This window comes from Pseudomonas sp. ICMP 561 (genome assembly GCF_002699985.1).
GTDB classification, from domain to species: domain Bacteria; phylum Pseudomonadota; class Gammaproteobacteria; order Pseudomonadales; family Pseudomonadaceae; genus Aquipseudomonas; species Aquipseudomonas quasicaspiana.
The window spans coordinates 31,420-50,257 of sequence record NZ_LKBT01000002.1 but is presented as its reverse complement, the minus strand read 5'-3'; the positions used below and the strand labels follow the sequence as shown (position 1 = coordinate 50,257).

Here is an 18,838-nt window from a genome sequence, read left to right as displayed (position 1 = left end):
CCTACAGGGGGTTACTAGAATTTTCGGGATCACTCCACCGTACGCGGCAAATACAACGTCACGCGCAATCCACCACCGCGCAAATTCTGCAGGCTGACTTCGCCGCCGTGGCTGTGGGCGATGTTACGGGCGATGCCCAGACCAAGGCCGTAACCTTGCTGCTGATTGCCCGCCAACCGGAAGTGCGGTTCGAAAACCCGTTCAAGGCGTTGCTCGGGTACGCCCGGCCCTTCATCGTCCACGTGCAGGACGAAGGCCTGGAGGTTGTCCTCGATCTTGAGGTGAGCTTTGGTGCCGTATTTGAGAGCGTTGTCGATCAGGTTGCCGATGCAGCGCTTGAGGGCCAGCGGTTTGCCGGGGTAAGGCCCAAGCGCCTTGCCCTCCTGCGTGGCGTTGCCATTCCCATGAGGCGCCAGGTAAGGCTCAACCAGGCAATCGAGCACGTGGTTAAGGTCCACCGCCTCGATGTTTTCGTGAATGTCAGTGTCCTTGACGCATTGCAGCGCGCCTTTGACCAACAACTCCAGCTCATCAAGATCGCGGGTGAATTTGGCTTGCAGGGCCTCGTCTTCAAGCAGCTCGACGCGCAGGCGCAAACGGGTGATCGGTGTGCGCAAGTCATGGGAGATAGCGCTGAACAATTGACCACGCTCGGTCAGATAACGGCTGATGCGAGTGCGCATGGCGCTGAACGCCCTGCTGACTTCCACCACCTCACTGGCGCCCCCTTCGACATCCGGCTCGACGTCCGCTCCCAGGGACATGTCCCGCGCAGCCAGCGCCAGACGCTTGAGCGGCCGACTCTGCCAATGCACCAACAGCCCAATGAACAACAACAGAAAACCGCTGGTGAGCAGGATGAACCAGACCTGCTGCAGCGGCAGGTCCTGCTCTTCAAGGGTGGTGTAGGGCTCGGGCAGCAGCGACGCGATGTACAACCACTCCCCCGCTGCCAGCTCGATCTGCGTCACCAGCACGGGCGGGTTCACTGGCTCCAGAGTGAGTGCGTAGTGCGCCCAGGAGCGCGGCAGCTCATCGAGGGTCAGACCGCTGTTGAAGATGCGCAAGTCTTCAGGCCGCACGAACCATACTGCGATGGCCGGATCATTACCCAGATGCTGACGCAGCACCTCGTCGACGGCGGTCAGCACCGCCTGTTTGCGTGGCGTGGCATCCAGCACTTTCATGTCCAGCGGGCGATCGTTAAGGGACACGACAAAGCGCGTGCCGCCCATACTGCGCAGTTGGTCGAGCACCAACGGGCGATACGCCAACGGCAAGGAACGGAAGTAACTGACGCTGGCGGCCATGGAGTGCGCAAGACTGCGCGCACTGGTGACCAGACCTTCCATTTGCGTGGCACGCAGTTGCGACAGCCAGATCACACTGGATAACGCCTGAGCCAGCAACACCGCGAGCAGGGTCAGTAGCAACATGCGCCCGAGGAGGGAACGCGGCAGCGGCAACGAGCGTTTTGGCGCTTCGTAGATCAACACTCAGTAACCACTGCTGGCTTGGCACATCACATTGGCAGCCAACAGATAACCACTGCCGCGTACGGTCCGGATCAGGCGCGGCGACTTGCCGGTATCACGCAGGCGCTGACGCAGACGACTGACCGCCATGTCGACAATACGCTCCAGCGGCATCAGTTCGCGGCCACGGGTGGCGTTGCCGATGGTGTCGCGATCGAGGATCTGTTGCGGGTTATCGAGGAACAGCTTGAGCAGCGCAAAGTCGGCACCGGACAGGATCACTTCCTCACCGTCGCTGTGGAACAGCCGGTGGCTGACCATGTCCAGCCGCCACTCATCGAAGGTCAGCACGTCACCGCCGACGCGCTCTTGTCCGAACTGCGCACGGCGCAACAGGGCTTTGATACGCGCAACCAGCTCTCGTGGGCTGAAGGGTTTGCCGAGGTAATCATCCGCGCCCAGTTCCAGACCGATGACGCGGTCTGCTTCATCGGAACTGGCGGTAAGCATGATGATGGGCACATGAGGATGGCGAACATGTTGACGCACCCAACGGCAGAGGCTGAAGCCGTCTTCGTCAGGCAGCATCACGTCGAGAATCAGCAGGTCGCCGGGCTCGTCATTGAACGCCTGACGAAAGCCCGCACCATCGCCGACGGCACGTACCTGAAAACCGGAGCGGCTCAGGTAGGTTTGCAGCAACTCACGAATCTCCTGGTCGTCATCGACCAGCAGGATCGATTTACTGACTGAACTCACTGGGATCGTCCTTCGTTGCTATGGATCGTTATTGTTAGGGGTGGATCTTGAAACAACGCACTTGGCTACCCGCGGAATCGGCCCCTCTACCCGTAGGACCGGCTTTAGCCGGGAGAGGGCCATTGCATCCGGTACTTCTGCTCGATCAGATACATCGCCCTCCCGGCTAAAGCCGGTCCTACAGGTTTCATCGTCCCCCGTGCAGCTTTACAGTTCTACCGCGCGCCCTTCACCAAATGCTTGTTGCAGCGCCACACCGGCGCCCATCAGACCTGGGTACTCGGCAGTCACCAGCCAAACCGGGATGCCCTTGAAGTAATCGCTCATCACGCCCTTCTCGGCGAAAGCGCGCTTGAAACCGCTGTTCATGAAGAATTCTATAAAGCGCGGCACCACGCCGCCGACGATATATACCCCGCCGCGACCGCCGACGGTGAGCACATTGTTGCCTGCCACGCGCCCGAGGAAGACACAGAATTGCTCCAGTACCGCCGCCGCAACCGGATCGCCAGCGACGGCTGCCGAGGTAATAGCCGCCGGAGACTTGAGCACCGGCTCGATGTCATCCAGCGCGCAACTGACCTGGTACAACCCCAGAAGACCTGCGCCACTGAGTACGGTTTCCGCACTGACATGTTCATGTTCAGCCATCAGCCGCATCCACAACATGGCTTCGCGCGCATTGCCGATAGGCAAGTCGGTATGACCCCCCTCGCCCGGCAAGGCCATCCAGTGATTGACGCCAACACTGAGCAAGGTGCCGACACCAAGACCCGTTCCGGGTCCCACTACGACACGCGGACGGTCCGGCTCGCTGATGCCGTGACAGACCGTCAGGTATTCATCGTCAGCCAGACGCGTCATGCCCAGCGCCATGGCGCTGAAGTCGTTGATCAACAGCAGATCATCAATTTTCAGCTTCGCGGAAAACGCCGACTTGCTGAGTTTCCAGTGGCTGTTGGTGAACTCGAATTCGTCGCCGTCCACAGGCCCGGCAACCGCCAGACAGACCGAGCCGACGTCACCCCGTTGCAGCTCCAGATCCTGAAGATAGACCTCAACGGCCTTCTCCGGACTGGCGTAGTCGATGGTCGGGAATACCCGGATCGAATGCAGCTTGTCGTCTTCCCAAATGGCAAAACGTGCATTGGTACCGCCAATATCACCGACCAGGGCCAACTTCACTTAAGCGTCTCCAGACTCGAGGTAAAGGCGCTGGCGCCCTGCTCGGCGGAGCTGAAGGCCATGCGCATGAAACCGAACAGTTCGCGACCGCAGCCGACCGCATTGTCCAGATGACCCACAGCGGGTTCTCTGGCGGCCAATTCTGCCGGTTCGACCAAAACTTGCAAGGTCCCTTTTACGCCATCCACACGGATAATATCGCCATCCTGCACAAGTGCCAAAGGGCCACCACTGTAGGCTTCAGGGCAGACGTGAATGGCAGCCGGGATCTTGCCCGAGGCGCCGGACATGCGTCCGTCCGTGACCAGAGCTACCTTGAAACCACGGTCCTGGAGGACGCCAAGAAATGGTGTCATTTTGTGTAACTCGGGCATGCCGTTGGAGCGCGGCCCCTGAAAGCGCATGACTGCCACGAAATCACATTCCAGTTCGCCAGCCTTGAACGCATCCGCCAGATCCTGCTGATCATGGAAGACCTTGGCCGGGGCCTGAACAATTTGATGCTCGAGGGCGACGGCCGAAACCTTCATCACGCCGCGCCCCAGATTGCCTTCCATCACCCGCAGACCGCCCTCAGGGGAGAACGCTTTGGCGACAGGGCGCAGGATATTTTCATCGAGGCTTTCGATCGGGCCTTCGCGCCATACCAACTTGCCGTCTTCCAGGAATGGCTCTTGGGTATATCGGCTCAGGCCGCGACCCAGCACCGTGTTGACGTCTTCATGAAGCAGACCGGCTTCCAGCAACTCACGAATCAGGAACGACATGCCGCCCGCGGCCTGGAAGTGGTTGATATCGGCTTTGCCGTTCGGATAGACGTGGGTCAGAGTCGGTACGACTTCGGACAAGTCGGCCATGTCCTGCCAGGTCAGTTGAATACCTGCGGCTTGAGCAATGGCAGGCATGTGCAGGGTGTGATTGGTGGAACCGCCCGTGGCGTGCAACGCGACAATCGAGTTGACCAGCGAACGCTCGTCGACGATTTCGCCGATGGGCATGAAGTTGCCGCTTTGCATGGTCATGCGCGTCACTTGCTGTGCGGCCTCGACGGTCAGCGCATCACGCAACGGGGTGTACGGATTGATGAATGACGAGCCAGGCAAATGCAGGCCCATGACTTCCATCAGCAATTGGTTGGTGTTGGCGGTGCCGTAGAAGGTGCAGGTGCCCGGGCCGTGATAGGACTTCATCTCGGAGTCCAGCAACTCTTCACGGGTAGCCTTGCCTTCGGCATAGCGTTGACGGACGTCGGCTTTTTCCTTGTTGGAAATACCGGAAACCATCGGCCCGCCCGGAATGAAAATCATCGGCAAGTGGCCAAAACGCAACGCGCCCATCATCAGGCCCGGCACGATCTTGTCGCAGACACCCAGCATCAAGGCGGCGTCGAACATGTTGTGGGACAACGCTACGGCGGTGGACATGGCAATGACTTCACGGCTCGCGATACCAATCTCCATGCCAGGCTCGCCCTGGGTCACACCGTCACACATGGCCGGTACGCCACCGGCAAACTGACCGACCGAACCAATGTCACGTAAAGCCTGTTTGATCTGATTCGGGAAGTGCTCGTACGGCTGATGCGCCGAGAGCATGTCATTGTAGGAGGACACGATGGCAACGTTAGCGGCGTTCATCATGCGTAGCGTGTTTTTGTCTTCAGGACCACAGGCTGCAACGCCATGAGCAAAGTTGGCGCACTGCAGCTTGCCGCGCATCGGGCCGTCGCTGGCGGCGCCTCGAATCAGTTGCAGATAGCGCTGCCGGGTTTCGTGACTACGGGCTATCAGCCGCTCGGTTACTTCAAGGATGCGGGGATGCATGTGCTGAACTCCAGGCTAACGTATGTGGTCACCCGTTTCAGACCTTGCAGATTTCGAGGCACAGGCCTTATCTGTAAAAGCTTGATCTCGATCAACTGTTTTGGCCTTACAGGCTTCTCGTTGTAGATAAAACAAAATATTGCCACTAAAAAGGCTTGTTTTCTATTTCTATGCGAATAATCTTGTAATTCCAACAACAAATTCAGAAAGGACGGCTGTATGACTCTTCGTATCGCAATCAATGGTTTTGGCCGCATCGGCCGCAACGTCCTACGCGCACTGTATACCCAAGGCTACCGCCAGGACCTGCAGGTCGTCGCCATCAATGATTTGGGCGACAGTGAGATGAACGCTCACCTGCTGCGTTTCGACACGGTTCACGGGCCTTTTTCCGGCACGGTCGAGTGTGACAGCGAGAGCCTGACGGTCAATGGTGACCGTATTGCGGTCAGCGCCATTCGCAACCCTGCCGAACTGCCGTGGAAGGCACAAGACATTGACGTGGTGTTCGAATGCACCGGTCTGTTCACCAGCCGCGACAAAGCCGCTGCACACCTGACTGCCGGTGCTCGCAAGGTGATTATCTCGGCCCCGGCTCAAGGTGCCGACGCGACCATCGTCTATGGCGTTAACCACGACACGCTGCGTAAATCGCATCAAATCATTTCCAGCGCATCCTGCACGACCAACTGCCTGGCTCCGGTGGCGCAAGTGCTGCACCGTGAACTGGGCATCGAAAGCGGCCTGATGACCACTATCCACGCTTACACCAACGATCAGAATCTGATCGATGTCTATCACACCGATCCGTACCGCGCGCGTTCAGCCACTCAGTCGATGATCCCGAGCAAGACCGGTGCTGCCGAGGCGGTAGGCCTGGTACTGCCGGAGCTGGCGGGCAAACTGACGGGCATGGCCGTTCGCGTTCCGGTGATCAATGTGTCACTGGTAGACCTGACCGTGCAATTAACGCGGGACACCACCGCTGCCGACGTCAATGCGTTGATGAAAGAAGCCAGCCAGCATTCCAAGGTGCTGGGTTACAACACGCTGCCGCTGGTTTCTCACGATTTCAACCACAACCCGTTGTCGTCGATTTTCGATGCCAGTCACACCAAGGTCAGCGGCAAGTTGCTGAAAGTCCTGGCGTGGTACGACAACGAATGGGCGTTCTCCAACCGTATGCTGGACAACTGCCTGGCGCTGCATAACGCGGAGTAAAACTTTCAGTTTGAGGAATCATCATTCCTGAATTGGAATGCATTTCTGTAGGAGTGAGCTTGCTCGCGATAGCATCAGCACAGCCGATATATACATCGACTGACAGACCGAATCGCGAGCAAGCTCACTCCTACAGGTCCGGTGCTTACTGCGCGATAGCGCTACGTCAGGGACAAAGGGCGATCTCCTACAGGTCCATCACACCGCACCTTTCCTACAGACAACAACATCGAACACCCCTTGACCGAACAAGCGGATGAGAAGCATTATCATCCGCTGCTTTTCTCGGTCGAGTACTCCCCCGGTGAGTCAATCGCGTTTAAACGAAGTATTCGTCTCTCACAGACCTATTCTGCTGCGCACCCTGCAGCGGATTGTCAGCAATCACAGCACCGCAGAAGACCTGCTTCAGGAAACCTATCTGCGCGTGACTGGCGCGTTGAGCAATCGCGCTATCGAGCACCTTGAGCCATTCATTTTTCAGACCGCCCGCAACCTCGCGCTGGACCATTTGCGCGCCCGGCGCGTGCGGGAACGCTTGTTGGCCGAGGACACAACGACCGCCGACATGGAAAACGTCAGCGCCTCGACGACGTCGCTGGAAGATGCGATGCACGCCAGGCGAATGGTCGAAGTGCTCAGTAAAAGCATCGCGACCCTGACACCTCGCCAACAGCATATTTTCAGCCTGAGCCGCCTCCGGGGTCTCAGTTATGTGGAAATCTCTGAGCAACTCGGCGTGTCCGCAAGCACCGTGCAGAAAGAGCTGAAATTGATCATGGCGATCTGTGTGGCGGTTGCAACAAGGCTTGACCACCCTTGAGCGTTCCAGCAGTCTGCGGCAAATCCGGCATCGGCCGACGACACACAAGAATAACCGAGGACTTCCCGTGAAGGACCCTGACCTCCATCGCGCGCGCACCATCGCTGAAGAGGTGTTGAGCGACAGCGTGATGGATCAAGCCTTGACCTGGCTGATTGAGCTGGATGGCAGTGACGCGCAACAGCAAGCCCGTTTTCAGGCCTGGCTGGCGGCCGACTCTGCCCACCGGGAGGCGTTTGCCAAGGTTCAGGCGATCTGGCACTCAAAACCGGTTGCCCTGGCGGCAGTCGAATTGAACGCCAGTCAGCCATCACGCTGGCGCCGCCTGCGCTCCCGCTGGATACCTGTGGCAACTGCCGCGATGCTGCTGATCGGCGTGTTCAGTTTCAGTAACCTGGGTCTTCGCCTGCAGGCTGATCACTTGACGGTGGTCGGTGAACGTCAGCGACTGCAACTCGATGACGGCTCCAAGGTGCTGCTCAACACCAACTCGGCATTTTCCAGTGATGTGACCGGCAAGAGCCGGGTCGCCAAATTGCTGCAAGGCGAAGCCTTCTTCGAAGTACCGGTCAGCCAGGGTCAGCCACTGGAGGTACAGGCGGGCGCGGTGAGCATGCGCACCAATGACAGCGCCTTTGCGGTGCGCTACCTGGATGGCATTGCGCAGATTCAGGTGCAACGCGGGGCACTGGATGTGCGCGCCCCGCAAGGCAACGACGCAGTGAAGCTCGCAGGAGGTGACAGCATCCGGGTGGGGCCTGAAGGTTTCAGTCATCGCCAGAAGCTTGATCCGGGCAAGGATCTGGCCTGGATTCAAGGTCGTCTGGTGTTCGATAATTGCCCGATGGGTGAGGTCCTCGCCGAGTTGCGACGCTATTATCCCGGCTGGATCGTCAACACCAACAGCAAACTGGAAAGCGTTGCGGTGACCGGAAATTACCGCCTGGACAATCCAATGGACGTGGTCCGGTCGCTCGCGCATATCACCTCTTCCCAGCTGCATGAACTGCCTGCACTGGTCATTCTCAACTGAGCCGATTTATTTTTACTCGATAGTCATCCGTCGCGCGTCTCGTCTTAGCCAATGCAACTGATTCGTATTAACGGCAGCTGCTAAAACTAAAAAGACTGCACAACGGAGCCCCATCGACAATGCGTAATCCCGTCACGCCCCATGCGTCCCGCACCGCAGGGCTGCACAAGTCCGCCCTCTCGCTGTTGACCCTGGCGGTTCTGTCCGCTGCTGGCTGGTCCGGCGCTTTGCACGCAGCCAACGCCAGCGAAGCCGACACAACAACGGCATCGACCCGGACTGCCGGGGTTTACGCATTCAACATCTCGCAACAACCACTGACTACGGCGCTTAACGAGTTCAGCCGCATCACTGGCTGGCAGGTAGGGGTTTCTTCTGAGCTGGCCAACAACGTCACTTCCCCCGGCGCACGCGGTTCGCTATCACCTGCCAACGCACTGGAAAAACTGTTGGCCGGTTCGCACCTGAGCTACCGCACGATGGGAAACAACAATGTGGTGCTGGAAAAACGCAGCGACGGAGTTGTTGCACTGAGCCAGATCACGGTCAGCGCTACTCGCCAGGCTCAGGATATTGCGTCGGTACCCAGTTCGGTTTCGGTCCATGAACGTGCGGAACTGGATCGGCAGAACGTGAATACTATTCGTGACCTTGTGCGCTATGAACCGGGAGTTTCCGTGGGCGGTGCCGGTCAACGTTCGGGCACCACCGGCTATAACATTCGCGGCATCGACGGCAACCGGATCCTGACTCAGGTGGACGGCGTCGAAGTGCCTGACAACTATTTCTCCGGTCCGTACGCCAACACCCACCGTAATTACGTCGACCCGGAAATCGTCAAACGCGTCGAGATTCTGCGTGGCCCGGCATCGGCCCTTTATGGCAGCAGCGCCATCGGCGGCGCGGTCAGCTACTACACCCTTGATGCCGACGACATCATCAAGGACGGCAAGGACGTCGGCGCGCGCCTCAAGACCGGCTACAGCTCGGCCGATGAAAGCTGGCTCACCTCTGGGACATTCGCCGCACGCCAGGGTGACTTTGACGGTTTGCTGCACCTGAGCCAGCGCAACGGCCACGAGACCGAATCTTATGGCAGCACGGGCGGTACCGGCCTGGAGCGGACGCAAGCCAACCCCGAGGATGCCCGCACCACCAACATTCTGGCCAAGCTGGGCTGGAACTATGGCGAGGGTTCACGCCTGGGACTGACCTACGAAAAATACAAAGATGACCGGGACACTGACCAGCAGAGCGCTGTCGGCGGGCTGTTCACTGGCGGGGTCGGTACCGGCCTGAACTTTTACCGTGGACGCACCGGGAACGACACCATCAGCCGCGAGCGGTTTGGTCTGGAAAACAGCTTCGAGCTCAACAGCCTGTTGGCGGATAACGTCAAATGGAGTCTGAATTATCAGATTGCCAAGACCGATCAAACGACACTCGAGCGCTACTTCCCGATCACCCGGGATGTGTGGCGCTCTCGAGAAACCACCTACAAGGAACGTCAGTGGATTCTCGATGCTCAACTGGACAAGGCCTTCAGTATGGGCGACACCGAGCACCTGCTGACTTATGGCACCACCCTCAAGCAGCAGAAAGTCACCGGCCAGCGCAGCGGCGGTGAAGTCTGCGCGTCGACGGCGGGGTTCGGTACTTGCAGGGCAGTCGGCCAGGTACTGCCTCAAAACACCCTGGCCCCTTCCAGTGACTTCCCGGACCCCACTATCAGTACCTACAGCCTGTTTGCACAGGACGAAATCCGCTGGAACGACTGGACGTTCCTGCCAGGCGTCCGCTATGACTACACCCGTCTGGATCCGCACATCACTCAAGAGTTTCTCAACACGGTGGGTGAGGATCGGGACAGCGTCAGTGACGAAAGCCAGAAATGGCATCGCGTGTCGCCCAAGCTGGGCGTGACCTATGCCTTCAATGATCAGTACACGTGGTACGGCCAATATGCGGAAGGCTTCCGCACGCCAAGCGCCAAAGCGCTTTACGGACGTTTCGAAAACCTGCAAAGCGGCTACACCGTCGAGCCTAATCCTGATCTGGAGCCGGAAAAGAGCAAGAGCTATGAAACCGGCCTCCGTGGCCGCTTTGAAGCAGGCACCTTCGACGTTGCAGTGTTTTACAACAAATACCGCGACTTCATTGATGAAGACCAGATTCAGCCTGGCACTGCTACCGGAGCGACCTTCCGGGCGAACAACATCGCTCATGCGACCATCAAGGGCGTTGAACTCAAAGGTCGCCTGAATCTGGATACGTTTGGCGCTCCAAAAGGCCTCTTTACCCAAAGCGCCATTACCTACCTGTATGGCCGTAACAACGACAGTGGCGAGCCGCTCAATAGCATCAACCCACTGACGGGCGTGTTCGGTCTGGGCTACGAACAGGATAACTATGGCGGGCTGCTCAGCTGGACGCTGGTCAAACGCAAGGACCGTGTGAGTGACCTTGAATTCAATGAGCCAGACGGTTCATCAAGCCAGTTTAAAACGCCGGGCTTCGGTGTGCTTGATCTTAGCGGGTACTACAAGGTCACCAACGACGTAACCGTGAATGCGGGCCTGTACAACCTCACCGACAAAAAATACTGGCTATGGGACGACGTGCGCGGCTATGACAGCGCTGGAGAAGCGGCCGTCACCGCTCCGGCCAACCTTGACCGCCTGACTCAGCCCGGCCGCAACTTCAGCGTCAACGTGGTCTGGGATATCTAAGCAATCAACCCCTGAAAGCGTGCCGTCGATGATCTTCGGCGGCATGTTTTTTTACGCTTCAAGGGTGAGTCATTCGTCTATTTAACATCCTCTCAATGTTTACCAGGGAAGAACCCAATGACCTCCGAGCACAACCGCCCAGCCCTGCGTTCCCAGCGCTTGAATCAGATTACCCACGCGCCGCACGAGCAGCTCGACAAGGCAGTAAAAGCCAACGCGCCCTTTGAAACGCTGGAAAGCTACAAACGCTTCCTCGTCGCCCAGTATTTGTTTCAGGCAGAGCTGCAGGCGCTGTATAACGATCCCGAGTTGAAGAAAATCGTCCCTGACCTGCCTGCACGGTGCCGCGCAGAACAGGCCAAAGCCGATCTTGCCGATCTGAACACTGACACTCCACCCACTATCTCCGGTGCGGTGCACAAACCGACCAGGGCTCAGGCCATGGGCTGGCTGTTTGTGTCCGAGGGCTCCAAACTGGGCGCGGCCTTTTTGATCAAGCGTGCCGCTGCGCTGAACCTGAGCGAAAGCTTCGGAGCCCGGCATCTGGGCGAGCCAGCAGGCGGCCGGGCGGAAGGCTGGAAAAGCTTTATCAGAACCCTGGACGGGCTGGACTTCACCGAGCAGGAAGAGGCTCAGGCGGATCAAGGCGCAATCGCGGCGTTCGAACGCTTCAATGTGCTGCTCCAGCACGCCTATGCCCATGCGCCAAAGTTGGAGTCGGTTCAAGCATGAAAAAACGCCCGGTGCTGTTAAGCTGGCCGGGCTTTCTGAACCTGCCTGTAGTGACCATGACCTCCAAACCACCCGGTACCAGACTCTCTCGCCTTCTGTTCGGCATCCTCGCCTACGTCAGTCTGGGCATAGGGATTGTCGCCATTTTCATTCCGGGCCTGCCGACGACCGAGTTCATCCTTCTCGCGGCATGGGCAGCGACCAAAAGCTCGCCGCGCCTGAGCGCGTGGCTGGAAAATCACAAGCTGTTTGGCCCGATCCTGAGCAACTGGCGCAATGGTCGGCGGGTGACTCGCAATGCCAAGATCAGCGCGACCATCAGCATGCTGCTCTGTGCGGGTTTGATGCTTTATCTGATGCACGGTTGGCCGGTGTATGCCGCCGTTGGCGGCATGCTGCTAGGTAACCTGTGGATATGGTCGCGGCCAGAGCCAGTCAGCAGCAAGTCCTGAGCACTGATCCTCGTCACGCTCCTGTCACTCGACATGGCCTAAGGTTGAATCTTCACATTCCCTGAACGTCAACGGACCTTACCGGGTCTACCGTGACACTCATCGACCAGCCAAGGGGCAATGACATGTTCGAACCAGGCCATCTGCATATCACTCGCGCGCCACTGCAAGCATCGGATTTCGGCTACGACATTCATATCCGTTACGAAGTCAGCGAGCATCCTGAGGAAGGTAAATCCATGCATTTCACGATGCAGGGCGAAGTCGCAGGCAACACGTTCGAGGATGAATTCGAACTGCCCAAGGATCTGGCCTGCAACTTTGCTCATCACGCCAATCAGATCGCAGTCAAACACGGCATGCCGCACACGGCCCTGGTGCCGCTGGCGATGCATGAAGAATATGATCGTATGTTCAAGGACGTTCACGACAAGCTGGGCATCGAACCGGGCGAGCCGGTGAAGCCTGAGCATTTGGTTTGAGATAGGGCGCGGAGACACTGTTGGAGCGAGGCTTGCCCGCGAAGAACGATAATGCGGTTCGTCTGCCCTGCCGCGTCGGCTGATTCGCGGGCAAGCCTCGCTCCAACGGAATGCTGTGAAAAGGCGGTCTACGGTAGGCGACCGTGGCATCTCAAACCACAGTTACCCCGCCAGACTCATTCCAGTTGAGCGTTGCACCCCGGTTTTACTGGCATAATGCCCCCCCTCTTCACCCAGAACCATTAGCGCCCCATGCGTATCCACGTCAGCTTCATCGACCGCGTCGGCATCACTCAGGAAGTCCTGGCCATTCTGGGTGGGCGCAATCTGAATCTGGATGCGGTGGAAATGGTGCCGCCCAACGTTTACATCGACGCACCGACCCTCAGCCATCAGGTCCTTGAAGAACTCAAGGACGCACTGTTCCGGGTGCGTGGCGTTGAAGCCATTACGGTCGTTGATATTCTGCCCGGCCAGCGTCGCCACTTGCAGCTCGATGCATTGCTGGCAGCCATGACCGATCCGGTTTTGGCGCTGGACAGTGCCGGGCATGTGCTGCTGGCCAACCCGGCGTTGATCGCGCTGATCGGGCGCGAGCCTGCCGGTGAACCGGTGGCCGAGTTGTTTGCCGATCCGGGTCTGCACAGCGCATTGCTGGAAAACGGCTTTCGCCTGCCTTTACGTGAAGTCACGCTCAACGGCGAAGCGTTCTTGCTGGACGCTACGCCGATTACCGATGCGGGTGCATTGCTCACCCTTTACCAGCCAAGCCGTATCGGTGAGCGTCTGTCGGCCTTGCATCACGACCATGCCGAAGGCTTCGATGCGCTGCTGGGCGAGTCCACGGCTATCCGCACCTTGAAGGCCCGCGCACAGCGGGTTGCTGCGCTGGACGCGCCACTGTTGATCCAGGGTGAAACCGGCACCGGCAAAGAGCTGGTGGCTCGCGCCTGCCACGCGACCAGCGCCCGACACAGCGCGCCCTTTCTGGCACTCAACTGCGCCGCCCTGCCGGAAAACCTCGCCGAGAGTGAACTGTTCGGTTACGCCCCCGGCGCATTCACCGGGGCGCAACGAGGTGGCAAACCGGGGCTGATGGAGCTGGCGAATCAGGGCACTGTTTTTCTCGATGAAATCGGCGAAATGTCGCCGTATCTGCAAGCCAAGCTATTGCGTTTCCTCAACGACGGCAGCTTCAGGCGTGTCGGCGGGGATAAGGAAGTAAAGGTCAACGTGCGCATCCTCAGCGCAACGCATCGCAACCTGGAAAAAATGGTCAGCGAAGGCACCTTCCGCGAAGACCTGTTCTACCGCCTGAATGTGCTGAATCTGGAAGTCCCGCCCTTGCGCGATCGCGGACAGGACATTCTGTTACTGGCGCGCTACTTCATGGAACAGGCTTGCGCACAGATTCAGCGCCCGGTCTGCCGACTTGCTACCGGCACTTATCCGGCGTTGCTGGGCAATCGCTGGCCGGGCAACGTGCGTCAATTGCAGAACGTGATTTTCCGCGCGGCGGCCATCAGTGAAAGCAATCTGGTAGACATCGGTGATCTGGACATCGCCGGCACAGCCGTCGCCGGGGAAATTGATGGCGAAGTCGGCAGCCTGGAAAAAGCTGTCGATACGTTCGAAAAAGCCTTGCTGGAAAAGCTCTACGCCGACTATCCGTCGACCCGGCAACTGGCGGCGCGCTTGCAGACCTCGCACACCGCCATTGCCCATCGCTTGCGCAAATACGGGATTCCCGGAAAAGCCTGATGCTGATCAGGCCTCGGCGAGCATGCTCCGGTAGATCGGCAGGATGGTGTCCCGGGTCAGCGGTGCCAGATTGAGATCCGGGTGGCTGTCGGCGCTGATCCAGACGACTTCTTCGATCTCCGCAGCGGGAACGACCTCGACATTGATGCGCACTTCGAACAGCTCGCAGCGCACTTCGAACCCTGGCTCGTTAGCGGCAGGCGCCGCGAAAGAACCGAGATAACCCGCGTTGGCTGGATCGATCCGCAACCCGAGCTCTTCCTCAAGCTCCCGCGCCAGCGCTTCGGCAGCGGACTCACCGGCGTCGATCTTGCCACCCGGCTGCATGAACGCCTGAGTGCCGCGCTTGCGTACCAGCAAGGTCCGTCCGTCTGGCCCTATCAACAACGCTGCAGCGATATGAATCAGTCTCATGAAAATATCTCGGTCTTGAGTTGACGCGCTTCATCAGCACGCTCCAGTGCCAGCGCGATCAGACGATCAATCAGACCGGCGTAGGACAAGTCCGTGGCCTGCCACAGCTTGGGGTACATGCTGATCGAGGTGAAGCCGGGAATCGTGTTCACTTCATTAATGATGATGTCACGCGCCTCAGTGACGAAGAAGTCCACCCGGGCCAGACCAGCACAGCCCAGTACTTGATAAGCACGTAGCGCAACTTCACGCACCTCGTCGCTGACATCGGACGCCAGTTCGGCAGGGATCGCGATGCGCGCCTGATCACCGTTCAGGTATTTGGTGTCGTAGGCATAGAACTCGTCATTGGCGATCACTTCACCGCAGACACTGACTTGCGGCTGACGGTTGCCGAGCACTGCACATTCGACTTCTCGACCCACAATGCCTTTTTCGATCAACACCTTGTGGTCGTATTCGAAGGCCAGTTTCAGCGCGGCGCTGTAACCGGCTTCATCAGTAACTTTGCTGACACCTACCGACGAGCCCTGACTCGCCGGTTTGACGAAGATCGGCAAGCCAAGCTGTGCGACGACTGTCGCGTACTCCACCGACTCTCCATGACTGACCACCACGAACGGAGCCACGGCAATACCGGCGTCACGCAGCAGGCGCTTGGTCACGTCTTTGTCCATGCAGGCCGCCGAGGCGAGCACATCCGGCCCCACGCAGGGAATCGCCAGCATGCGCAACAGACCCTGCAAACAACCGTCTTCGCCGAACGCGCCATGGATCAAGGGAAATACGACGTCTATGCGTGGCAGTTCTACACCCGACTCGACATCGACAAACTGCCCGCCAGCACTGCCCGGCAACAACGCCAGGCGCTTGCCCGAAGCACTGAGGCTGATCTTTGCCGGATCGTTGGCATTACGCAGGTAATCGCTTTCATCGAAGCACAGCCAGCGGCCCGACTTGTCGATGCCAATCAACGTCAGATCATGGGTGCCGCGATCGATCGCGTTGATCACGTTCCTGGCTGACTGCAGCGAGACTTCGTGTTCGCTGGATTGTCCTCCGAAGAGGATAGCGACTGATTTTTTCAAAGCGGCAACTCCTGATTTTCAGGCCGCAGAGTCAAAAGCAAAATCGCGCGTTAGTCCAGTAGCGATGCGCGCAGATGGTCGTCGAAGTCAAAAAAAGGCAAAAAAAATCTCACGGAATGGAGGATCAGGTTCTGATCGTCCATCCCGTGAGACAGAACCGCATCATTCAGCTTCGGCGGTGTCTTTTTTCGCGCCAGAGCCAAACGTGGCAAAGCGCTTGTTGAAGCCCGCAATTCGGCCTTCAGTGGTGGTTTTACGTTGTTGCCCGGTGTACATCGGGTGTGAAGCGCTCGACACATCGAGTGCTACGTAGGGATAGGTTTCGCCATCGCTGTGTTTTTGCGTGCGATCAGTATCGACGGTCGAACCGATCAGGAAGAACGCATCAGCTGCCGTGTCATGGAACAGCACTTGACGGTAAGCAGGGTGGATATCAGGTTTCATGATGTCTCCGAATCACTGAGTGAATTTGAGTTACAACATAACATATCACCCTATTCAGACCAAAATCGATTGTCGTGACTTGCATCATTCGTGAACTTGATTAGGTAGGCACTAGCCGCTAAGGTTCGACCCGCCGTTGCTGGATCAACGGTCCGGGACTGGTCTCCTGGCGCACCGGCCGGATGGAAGCAAGCCATGTCTCAACCCGATCATTACCAAATCTCCCCCCACGCCTACAGCCGCCTGATCGAAGCAAGGGATTCGCTGCGCCTGCTTGACGGCTACGTCAACAAGACCGACGTGCTGTGCAACCCGTCGATGCTGGTCGGCTATGTCTCAATGCTACAAAGCGCGCTGCAGGAAGTGATCGCCGCCAGTACCCCCTCGCAACCTCGCGATACCTTCATGCGCAAAGCCGATGAGCTGGGTTTCGTCGCGCTAAACCCCAGGGAACAGGCGCTGATCGAACACCTGCGCTGGACCAGCCATGAAGGGCGAGAGGATGTCTACGAAATGGCCGAGCGTATTCGCCATATCAAACCCTGGGTTCTGACGGACTGAATTCGCCGCCTGTCCGGCTCGATCCCTATCGTTCAGCTATCCTCAATTCTGCCGATAGTCTTCAGAAGACAGAAGACCTGCTGCCCTCTGACTCGCGACCTGCTGAATGACCACAGCGACTGTCGCCGCAGTAAAAGCGCCGTGCCAGAAACATCCCAAAAAAATCAGATCGAAAACCCCGTCCTTAGCCCCCAGGAAACCGTATGAGTCTGTCGATTCTCAGTCGTTACGCCTTCTTCGTTGGTTGTGTGCTTTTTACCCTGCTCAGCGTGCCATTCTGGCACCACGAATGGCTGTGGCCCTTTACGTTGCTGACTGCCTTGCTGTCGCTGGTAGGGATAATCGATCTGCTGCAGTCGCCTCACTCGGTGCGTCGTAACTACCCGATTCTCGGCAACATTCGCTACGCCGTAGAAGCCATACGCCCAGAGATCCGTCAGTACCTGCTGGAATCCGACAGCGACGCCCTGCCTTTCTCCCGCGCACAACGTTCGCTGGTGTATTCCCGCGCCAAGAACGAATCAGCGGACAAGCCTTTCGGCACGCTGATTGATGTCTACCAGACCGGCTTCGAGTTCATCAGCCACTCCATGCGCCCCGCCCCACTGAGCGATCCGAATGCGTTCCGGGTCACCGTCGGCGGCCCGCAATGCACGCAGCCTTACTCGGCCTCGATTTTCAACATTTCGGCGATGAGCTTTGGTTCGCTCAGCGCCAATGCCATTCGTGCGCTAAACAAAGGCGCCAAGCTTGGCAATTTTGCCCATGACACGGGTGAAGGCAGCATCAGCCCTTATCATCGGGAATACGGCGGCGATCTGACCTGGGAATTGGGCAGCGGTTATTTCGGTTGCAGGACGGCAGATGGCCGTTTCGATCCGCAACGCTTCGCCACGCAAGCACAGGATCCGCAAGTCCGGATGATAGAAATCAAGTTGAGCCAGGGCGCCAAGCCGGGCCACGGCGGCATCCTGCCCAAACACAAGGTCACCAAGGAAATCGCCGAAACCCGCGGCATCCTCATGGGCGAGGACTGCGTCTCACCGTCACGCCACAGCGCGTTCTCCACGCCTGGTGAACTGATGCAGTTCATCGCTCAACTGCGTGAACTCTCGGGCGGCAAACCGGTGGGCTTCAAGTTCTGCCTGGGGCATCCATGGGAGTTCATGGGCATTGCCAAAGCCATGCTGGACACCGGCATTCTCCCTGACTTTATCGTGATAGATGGTACCGAAGGCGGTACCGGCGCTGCGCCGGTGGAGTTCACCGACCACATGGGCGTCCCGATGCGCGAAGGCTTGTTGTTCGTGCACAACACCCTCGTCGGCTTGAATCTGCGAGACAAGATCAAACTGGGCGCCAGCGGCAAGATCGTCAGCGCCTTCGACATCGCCAGCGTATTGGCCATCGGCGCAGACTGGGCCAACTCCGCACGGGGTTTCATGTTCGCCATCGGCTGCATTCAGTCGCAAAGCTGCCACACCAACAAATGCCCCACCGGGGTCGCCACTCAAGACGCCTTGCGCCAGCGCGCACTGGTGGTGCCGGACAAAGCCGAGCGAGTCTTCAACTTCCATCGCAATACGCTTAAGGGGCTGGCTGAAATGCTCGCGGCTGCGGGTCTGGATCATCCTTCGCAACTGGAGGCCAAACATCTGGTACGGCGGATGTCGGCCACTGAAATCAAACTGTTTTCCCAGTCCCATGTGTTCCTTGAGCCGGGGCAGTTATTGAATGGCGAGATGGACGGCAGTTTCTATTCAACGATGTGGCAGATGGCGCGGGCTGATAGTTTTGAGCCTAATAATATCGCTTGAAAAAAGAGTCCCATAAGCAACGTGGCCACGGCGATGAGC

17 protein-coding genes are annotated in these 18,838 nt (G+C 58.4%); 10 read left to right on the top strand and 7 right to left on the bottom strand.

The genetic code is table 11. From position 1 onward, the window contains the following. Positions 1-29: 29 nt before the first annotated feature. The 4 genes from AO242_RS02615 to edd all read right to left on the bottom strand — a co-directional run bounded on the left by AO242_RS02615 (position 30) and on the right by edd (position 5,242). Positions 30-1,436, bottom strand: coding sequence for an ATP-binding protein (locus AO242_RS02615; RefSeq protein ID WP_099267695.1), 1,407 nt, complete (start codon positions 1,434-1,436; stop codon positions 30-32). A gap of 60 nt (positions 1,437-1,496) precedes the next feature. After that, on the bottom strand, positions 1,497-2,234 hold the full coding sequence (locus AO242_RS02610) for a response regulator (RefSeq protein ID WP_027898728.1): 738 nt from the start codon (positions 2,232-2,234) through the stop codon (positions 1,497-1,499). Between the two features lie 207 nt (positions 2,235-2,441). After that, complete coding sequence (locus AO242_RS02605) at positions 2,442-3,419, bottom strand: glucokinase (RefSeq protein ID WP_099267568.1); 978 nt, start codon at positions 3,417-3,419, stop codon at positions 2,442-2,444. Beyond that, entirely contained in the window at positions 3,416-5,242 is a 1,827-nt protein-coding gene (gene edd, locus AO242_RS02600; protein ID WP_099267567.1) for a phosphogluconate dehydratase, read from the bottom strand. The genes AO242_RS02605 and edd overlap by 4 nt, the downstream gene beginning before the upstream one ends. Before the next feature lie 219 nt (positions 5,243-5,461). Here edd and gap point away from each other — a divergent pair, with 219 nt between their 5' ends. From gap to AO242_RS02555, 8 genes are all read left to right on the top strand, one after another. Beyond that, a complete protein-coding gene (gene gap / locus AO242_RS02595) occupies positions 5,462-6,463 on the top strand; it encodes a type I glyceraldehyde-3-phosphate dehydrogenase (protein WP_099267566.1) in 1,002 nt (333 codons plus the stop codon). A gap of 304 nt (positions 6,464-6,767) precedes the next feature. Next, the gene (locus AO242_RS02590) at positions 6,768-7,286 is read left to right on the top strand and encodes an RNA polymerase sigma factor (protein WP_099267565.1); all 519 of its coding nucleotides are present in this window, start codon (positions 6,768-6,770) and stop codon (positions 7,284-7,286) included. Between the two features lie 67 nt (positions 7,287-7,353). Continuing rightward, the gene (locus AO242_RS02585; protein WP_373562189.1) at positions 7,354-8,319 is read left to right on the top strand and encodes a FecR family protein; all 966 of its coding nucleotides are present in this window, start codon (positions 7,354-7,356) and stop codon (positions 8,317-8,319) included. Between the two features lie 119 nt (positions 8,320-8,438). Beyond that, the gene (locus AO242_RS02580; protein ID WP_099267564.1) at positions 8,439-11,048 is read left to right on the top strand and encodes a TonB-dependent receptor; all 2,610 of its coding nucleotides are present in this window, start codon (positions 8,439-8,441) and stop codon (positions 11,046-11,048) included. Positions 11,049-11,165: 117 nt separating this feature from the next. Then, entirely contained in the window at positions 11,166-11,780 is a 615-nt protein-coding gene (locus tag AO242_RS02575) for a biliverdin-producing heme oxygenase (protein WP_099267563.1), read from the top strand. Next, positions 11,777-12,232 carry a YbaN family protein gene (locus tag AO242_RS02570; protein WP_095094182.1) on the top strand — a complete coding sequence of 152 codons (456 nt, stop codon included), beginning with the start codon at positions 11,777-11,779 and terminating at the stop codon, positions 12,230-12,232. Before AO242_RS02575 ends, AO242_RS02570 begins: the two co-directional genes overlap by 4 nt. Before the next feature lie 125 nt (positions 12,233-12,357). Next, positions 12,358-12,714: a DUF5064 family protein gene (locus tag AO242_RS02565; protein WP_099267562.1), complete on the top strand. Its 357-nt coding sequence runs from the start codon at positions 12,358-12,360 to the stop codon at positions 12,712-12,714. Positions 12,715-12,966: 252 nt separating this feature from the next. Continuing rightward, the gene (locus AO242_RS02555; RefSeq protein ID WP_027899816.1) at positions 12,967-14,475 is read left to right on the top strand and encodes a sigma-54-dependent transcriptional regulator; all 1,509 of its coding nucleotides are present in this window, start codon (positions 12,967-12,969) and stop codon (positions 14,473-14,475) included. A 6-nt stretch (positions 14,476-14,481) separates the two neighbouring features. Here AO242_RS02555 and AO242_RS02550 read toward each other — a convergent pair whose 3' ends face one another. The 3 genes from AO242_RS02550 to AO242_RS02540 all read right to left on the bottom strand — a co-directional run bounded on the left by AO242_RS02550 (position 14,482) and on the right by AO242_RS02540 (position 16,421). Then, positions 14,482-14,889 (bottom strand): NUDIX hydrolase, encoded by a 408-nt coding sequence (locus AO242_RS02550; protein WP_099267561.1) that lies wholly within the window; start codon positions 14,887-14,889, stop codon positions 14,482-14,484. Further along, the gene (gene ddlA / locus AO242_RS02545) at positions 14,886-15,977 is read right to left on the bottom strand and encodes a D-alanine--D-alanine ligase (RefSeq protein WP_099267560.1); all 1,092 of its coding nucleotides are present in this window, start codon (positions 15,975-15,977) and stop codon (positions 14,886-14,888) included. The genes AO242_RS02550 and ddlA overlap by 4 nt, the downstream gene beginning before the upstream one ends. Before the next feature lie 162 nt (positions 15,978-16,139). Next, positions 16,140-16,421 (bottom strand): type B 50S ribosomal protein L31, encoded by a 282-nt coding sequence (locus AO242_RS02540; protein ID WP_099267559.1) that lies wholly within the window; start codon positions 16,419-16,421, stop codon positions 16,140-16,142. A gap of 195 nt (positions 16,422-16,616) precedes the next feature. Between AO242_RS02540 and AO242_RS02535 the strand changes: the two genes are divergently transcribed. Together AO242_RS02535 and AO242_RS02530 are read left to right on the top strand one after the other, a co-directional pair. Beyond that, entirely contained in the window at positions 16,617-16,982 is a 366-nt protein-coding gene (locus tag AO242_RS02535; protein WP_027899812.1) for a hypothetical protein, read from the top strand. Between the two features lie 203 nt (positions 16,983-17,185). Then, a complete protein-coding gene (locus AO242_RS02530; protein ID WP_099267558.1) occupies positions 17,186-18,799 on the top strand; it encodes an FMN-binding glutamate synthase family protein in 1,614 nt (537 codons plus the stop codon). The last annotated feature ends 39 nt before the right edge of the window (positions 18,800-18,838 follow it).

Excerpts from the sequence above, each read along its gene's own strand:
- AO242_RS02615 (WP_099267695.1), bottom strand. The coding sequence starts at position 1,436 with ATGTTGCTACTGACCCTGCTCGCGGTGTTGCTGGCTCAGGCGTTATCC.
- edd (WP_099267567.1), bottom strand. The coding sequence starts at position 5,242 with ATGCATCCCCGCATCCTTGAAGTAACCGAGCGGCTGATAGCCCGTAGT.
- gap (WP_099267566.1), top strand. The coding sequence starts at position 5,462 with ATGACTCTTCGTATCGCAATCAATGGTTTTGGCCGCATCGGCCGCAAC.
- AO242_RS02580 (WP_099267564.1), top strand. The coding sequence starts at position 8,439 with ATGCGTAATCCCGTCACGCCCCATGCGTCCCGCACCGCAGGGCTGCAC.
- AO242_RS02575 (WP_099267563.1), top strand. The coding sequence starts at position 11,166 with ATGACCTCCGAGCACAACCGCCCAGCCCTGCGTTCCCAGCGCTTGAAT.
- AO242_RS02570 (WP_095094182.1), top strand. The coding sequence starts at position 11,777 with ATGAAAAAACGCCCGGTGCTGTTAAGCTGGCCGGGCTTTCTGAACCTG.
- AO242_RS02565 (WP_099267562.1), top strand. The coding sequence starts at position 12,358 with ATGTTCGAACCAGGCCATCTGCATATCACTCGCGCGCCACTGCAAGCA.
- AO242_RS02555 (WP_027899816.1), top strand. The coding sequence starts at position 12,967 with ATGCGTATCCACGTCAGCTTCATCGACCGCGTCGGCATCACTCAGGAA.
- AO242_RS02550 (WP_099267561.1), bottom strand. The coding sequence starts at position 14,889 with ATGAGACTGATTCATATCGCTGCAGCGTTGTTGATAGGGCCAGACGGA.
- AO242_RS02540 (WP_099267559.1), bottom strand. The coding sequence starts at position 16,421 with ATGAAACCTGATATCCACCCTGCTTACCGTCAAGTGCTGTTCCATGAC.
- AO242_RS02535 (WP_027899812.1), top strand. The coding sequence starts at position 16,617 with ATGTCTCAACCCGATCATTACCAAATCTCCCCCCACGCCTACAGCCGC.
- AO242_RS02530 (WP_099267558.1), top strand. The coding sequence starts at position 17,186 with ATGAGTCTGTCGATTCTCAGTCGTTACGCCTTCTTCGTTGGTTGTGTG.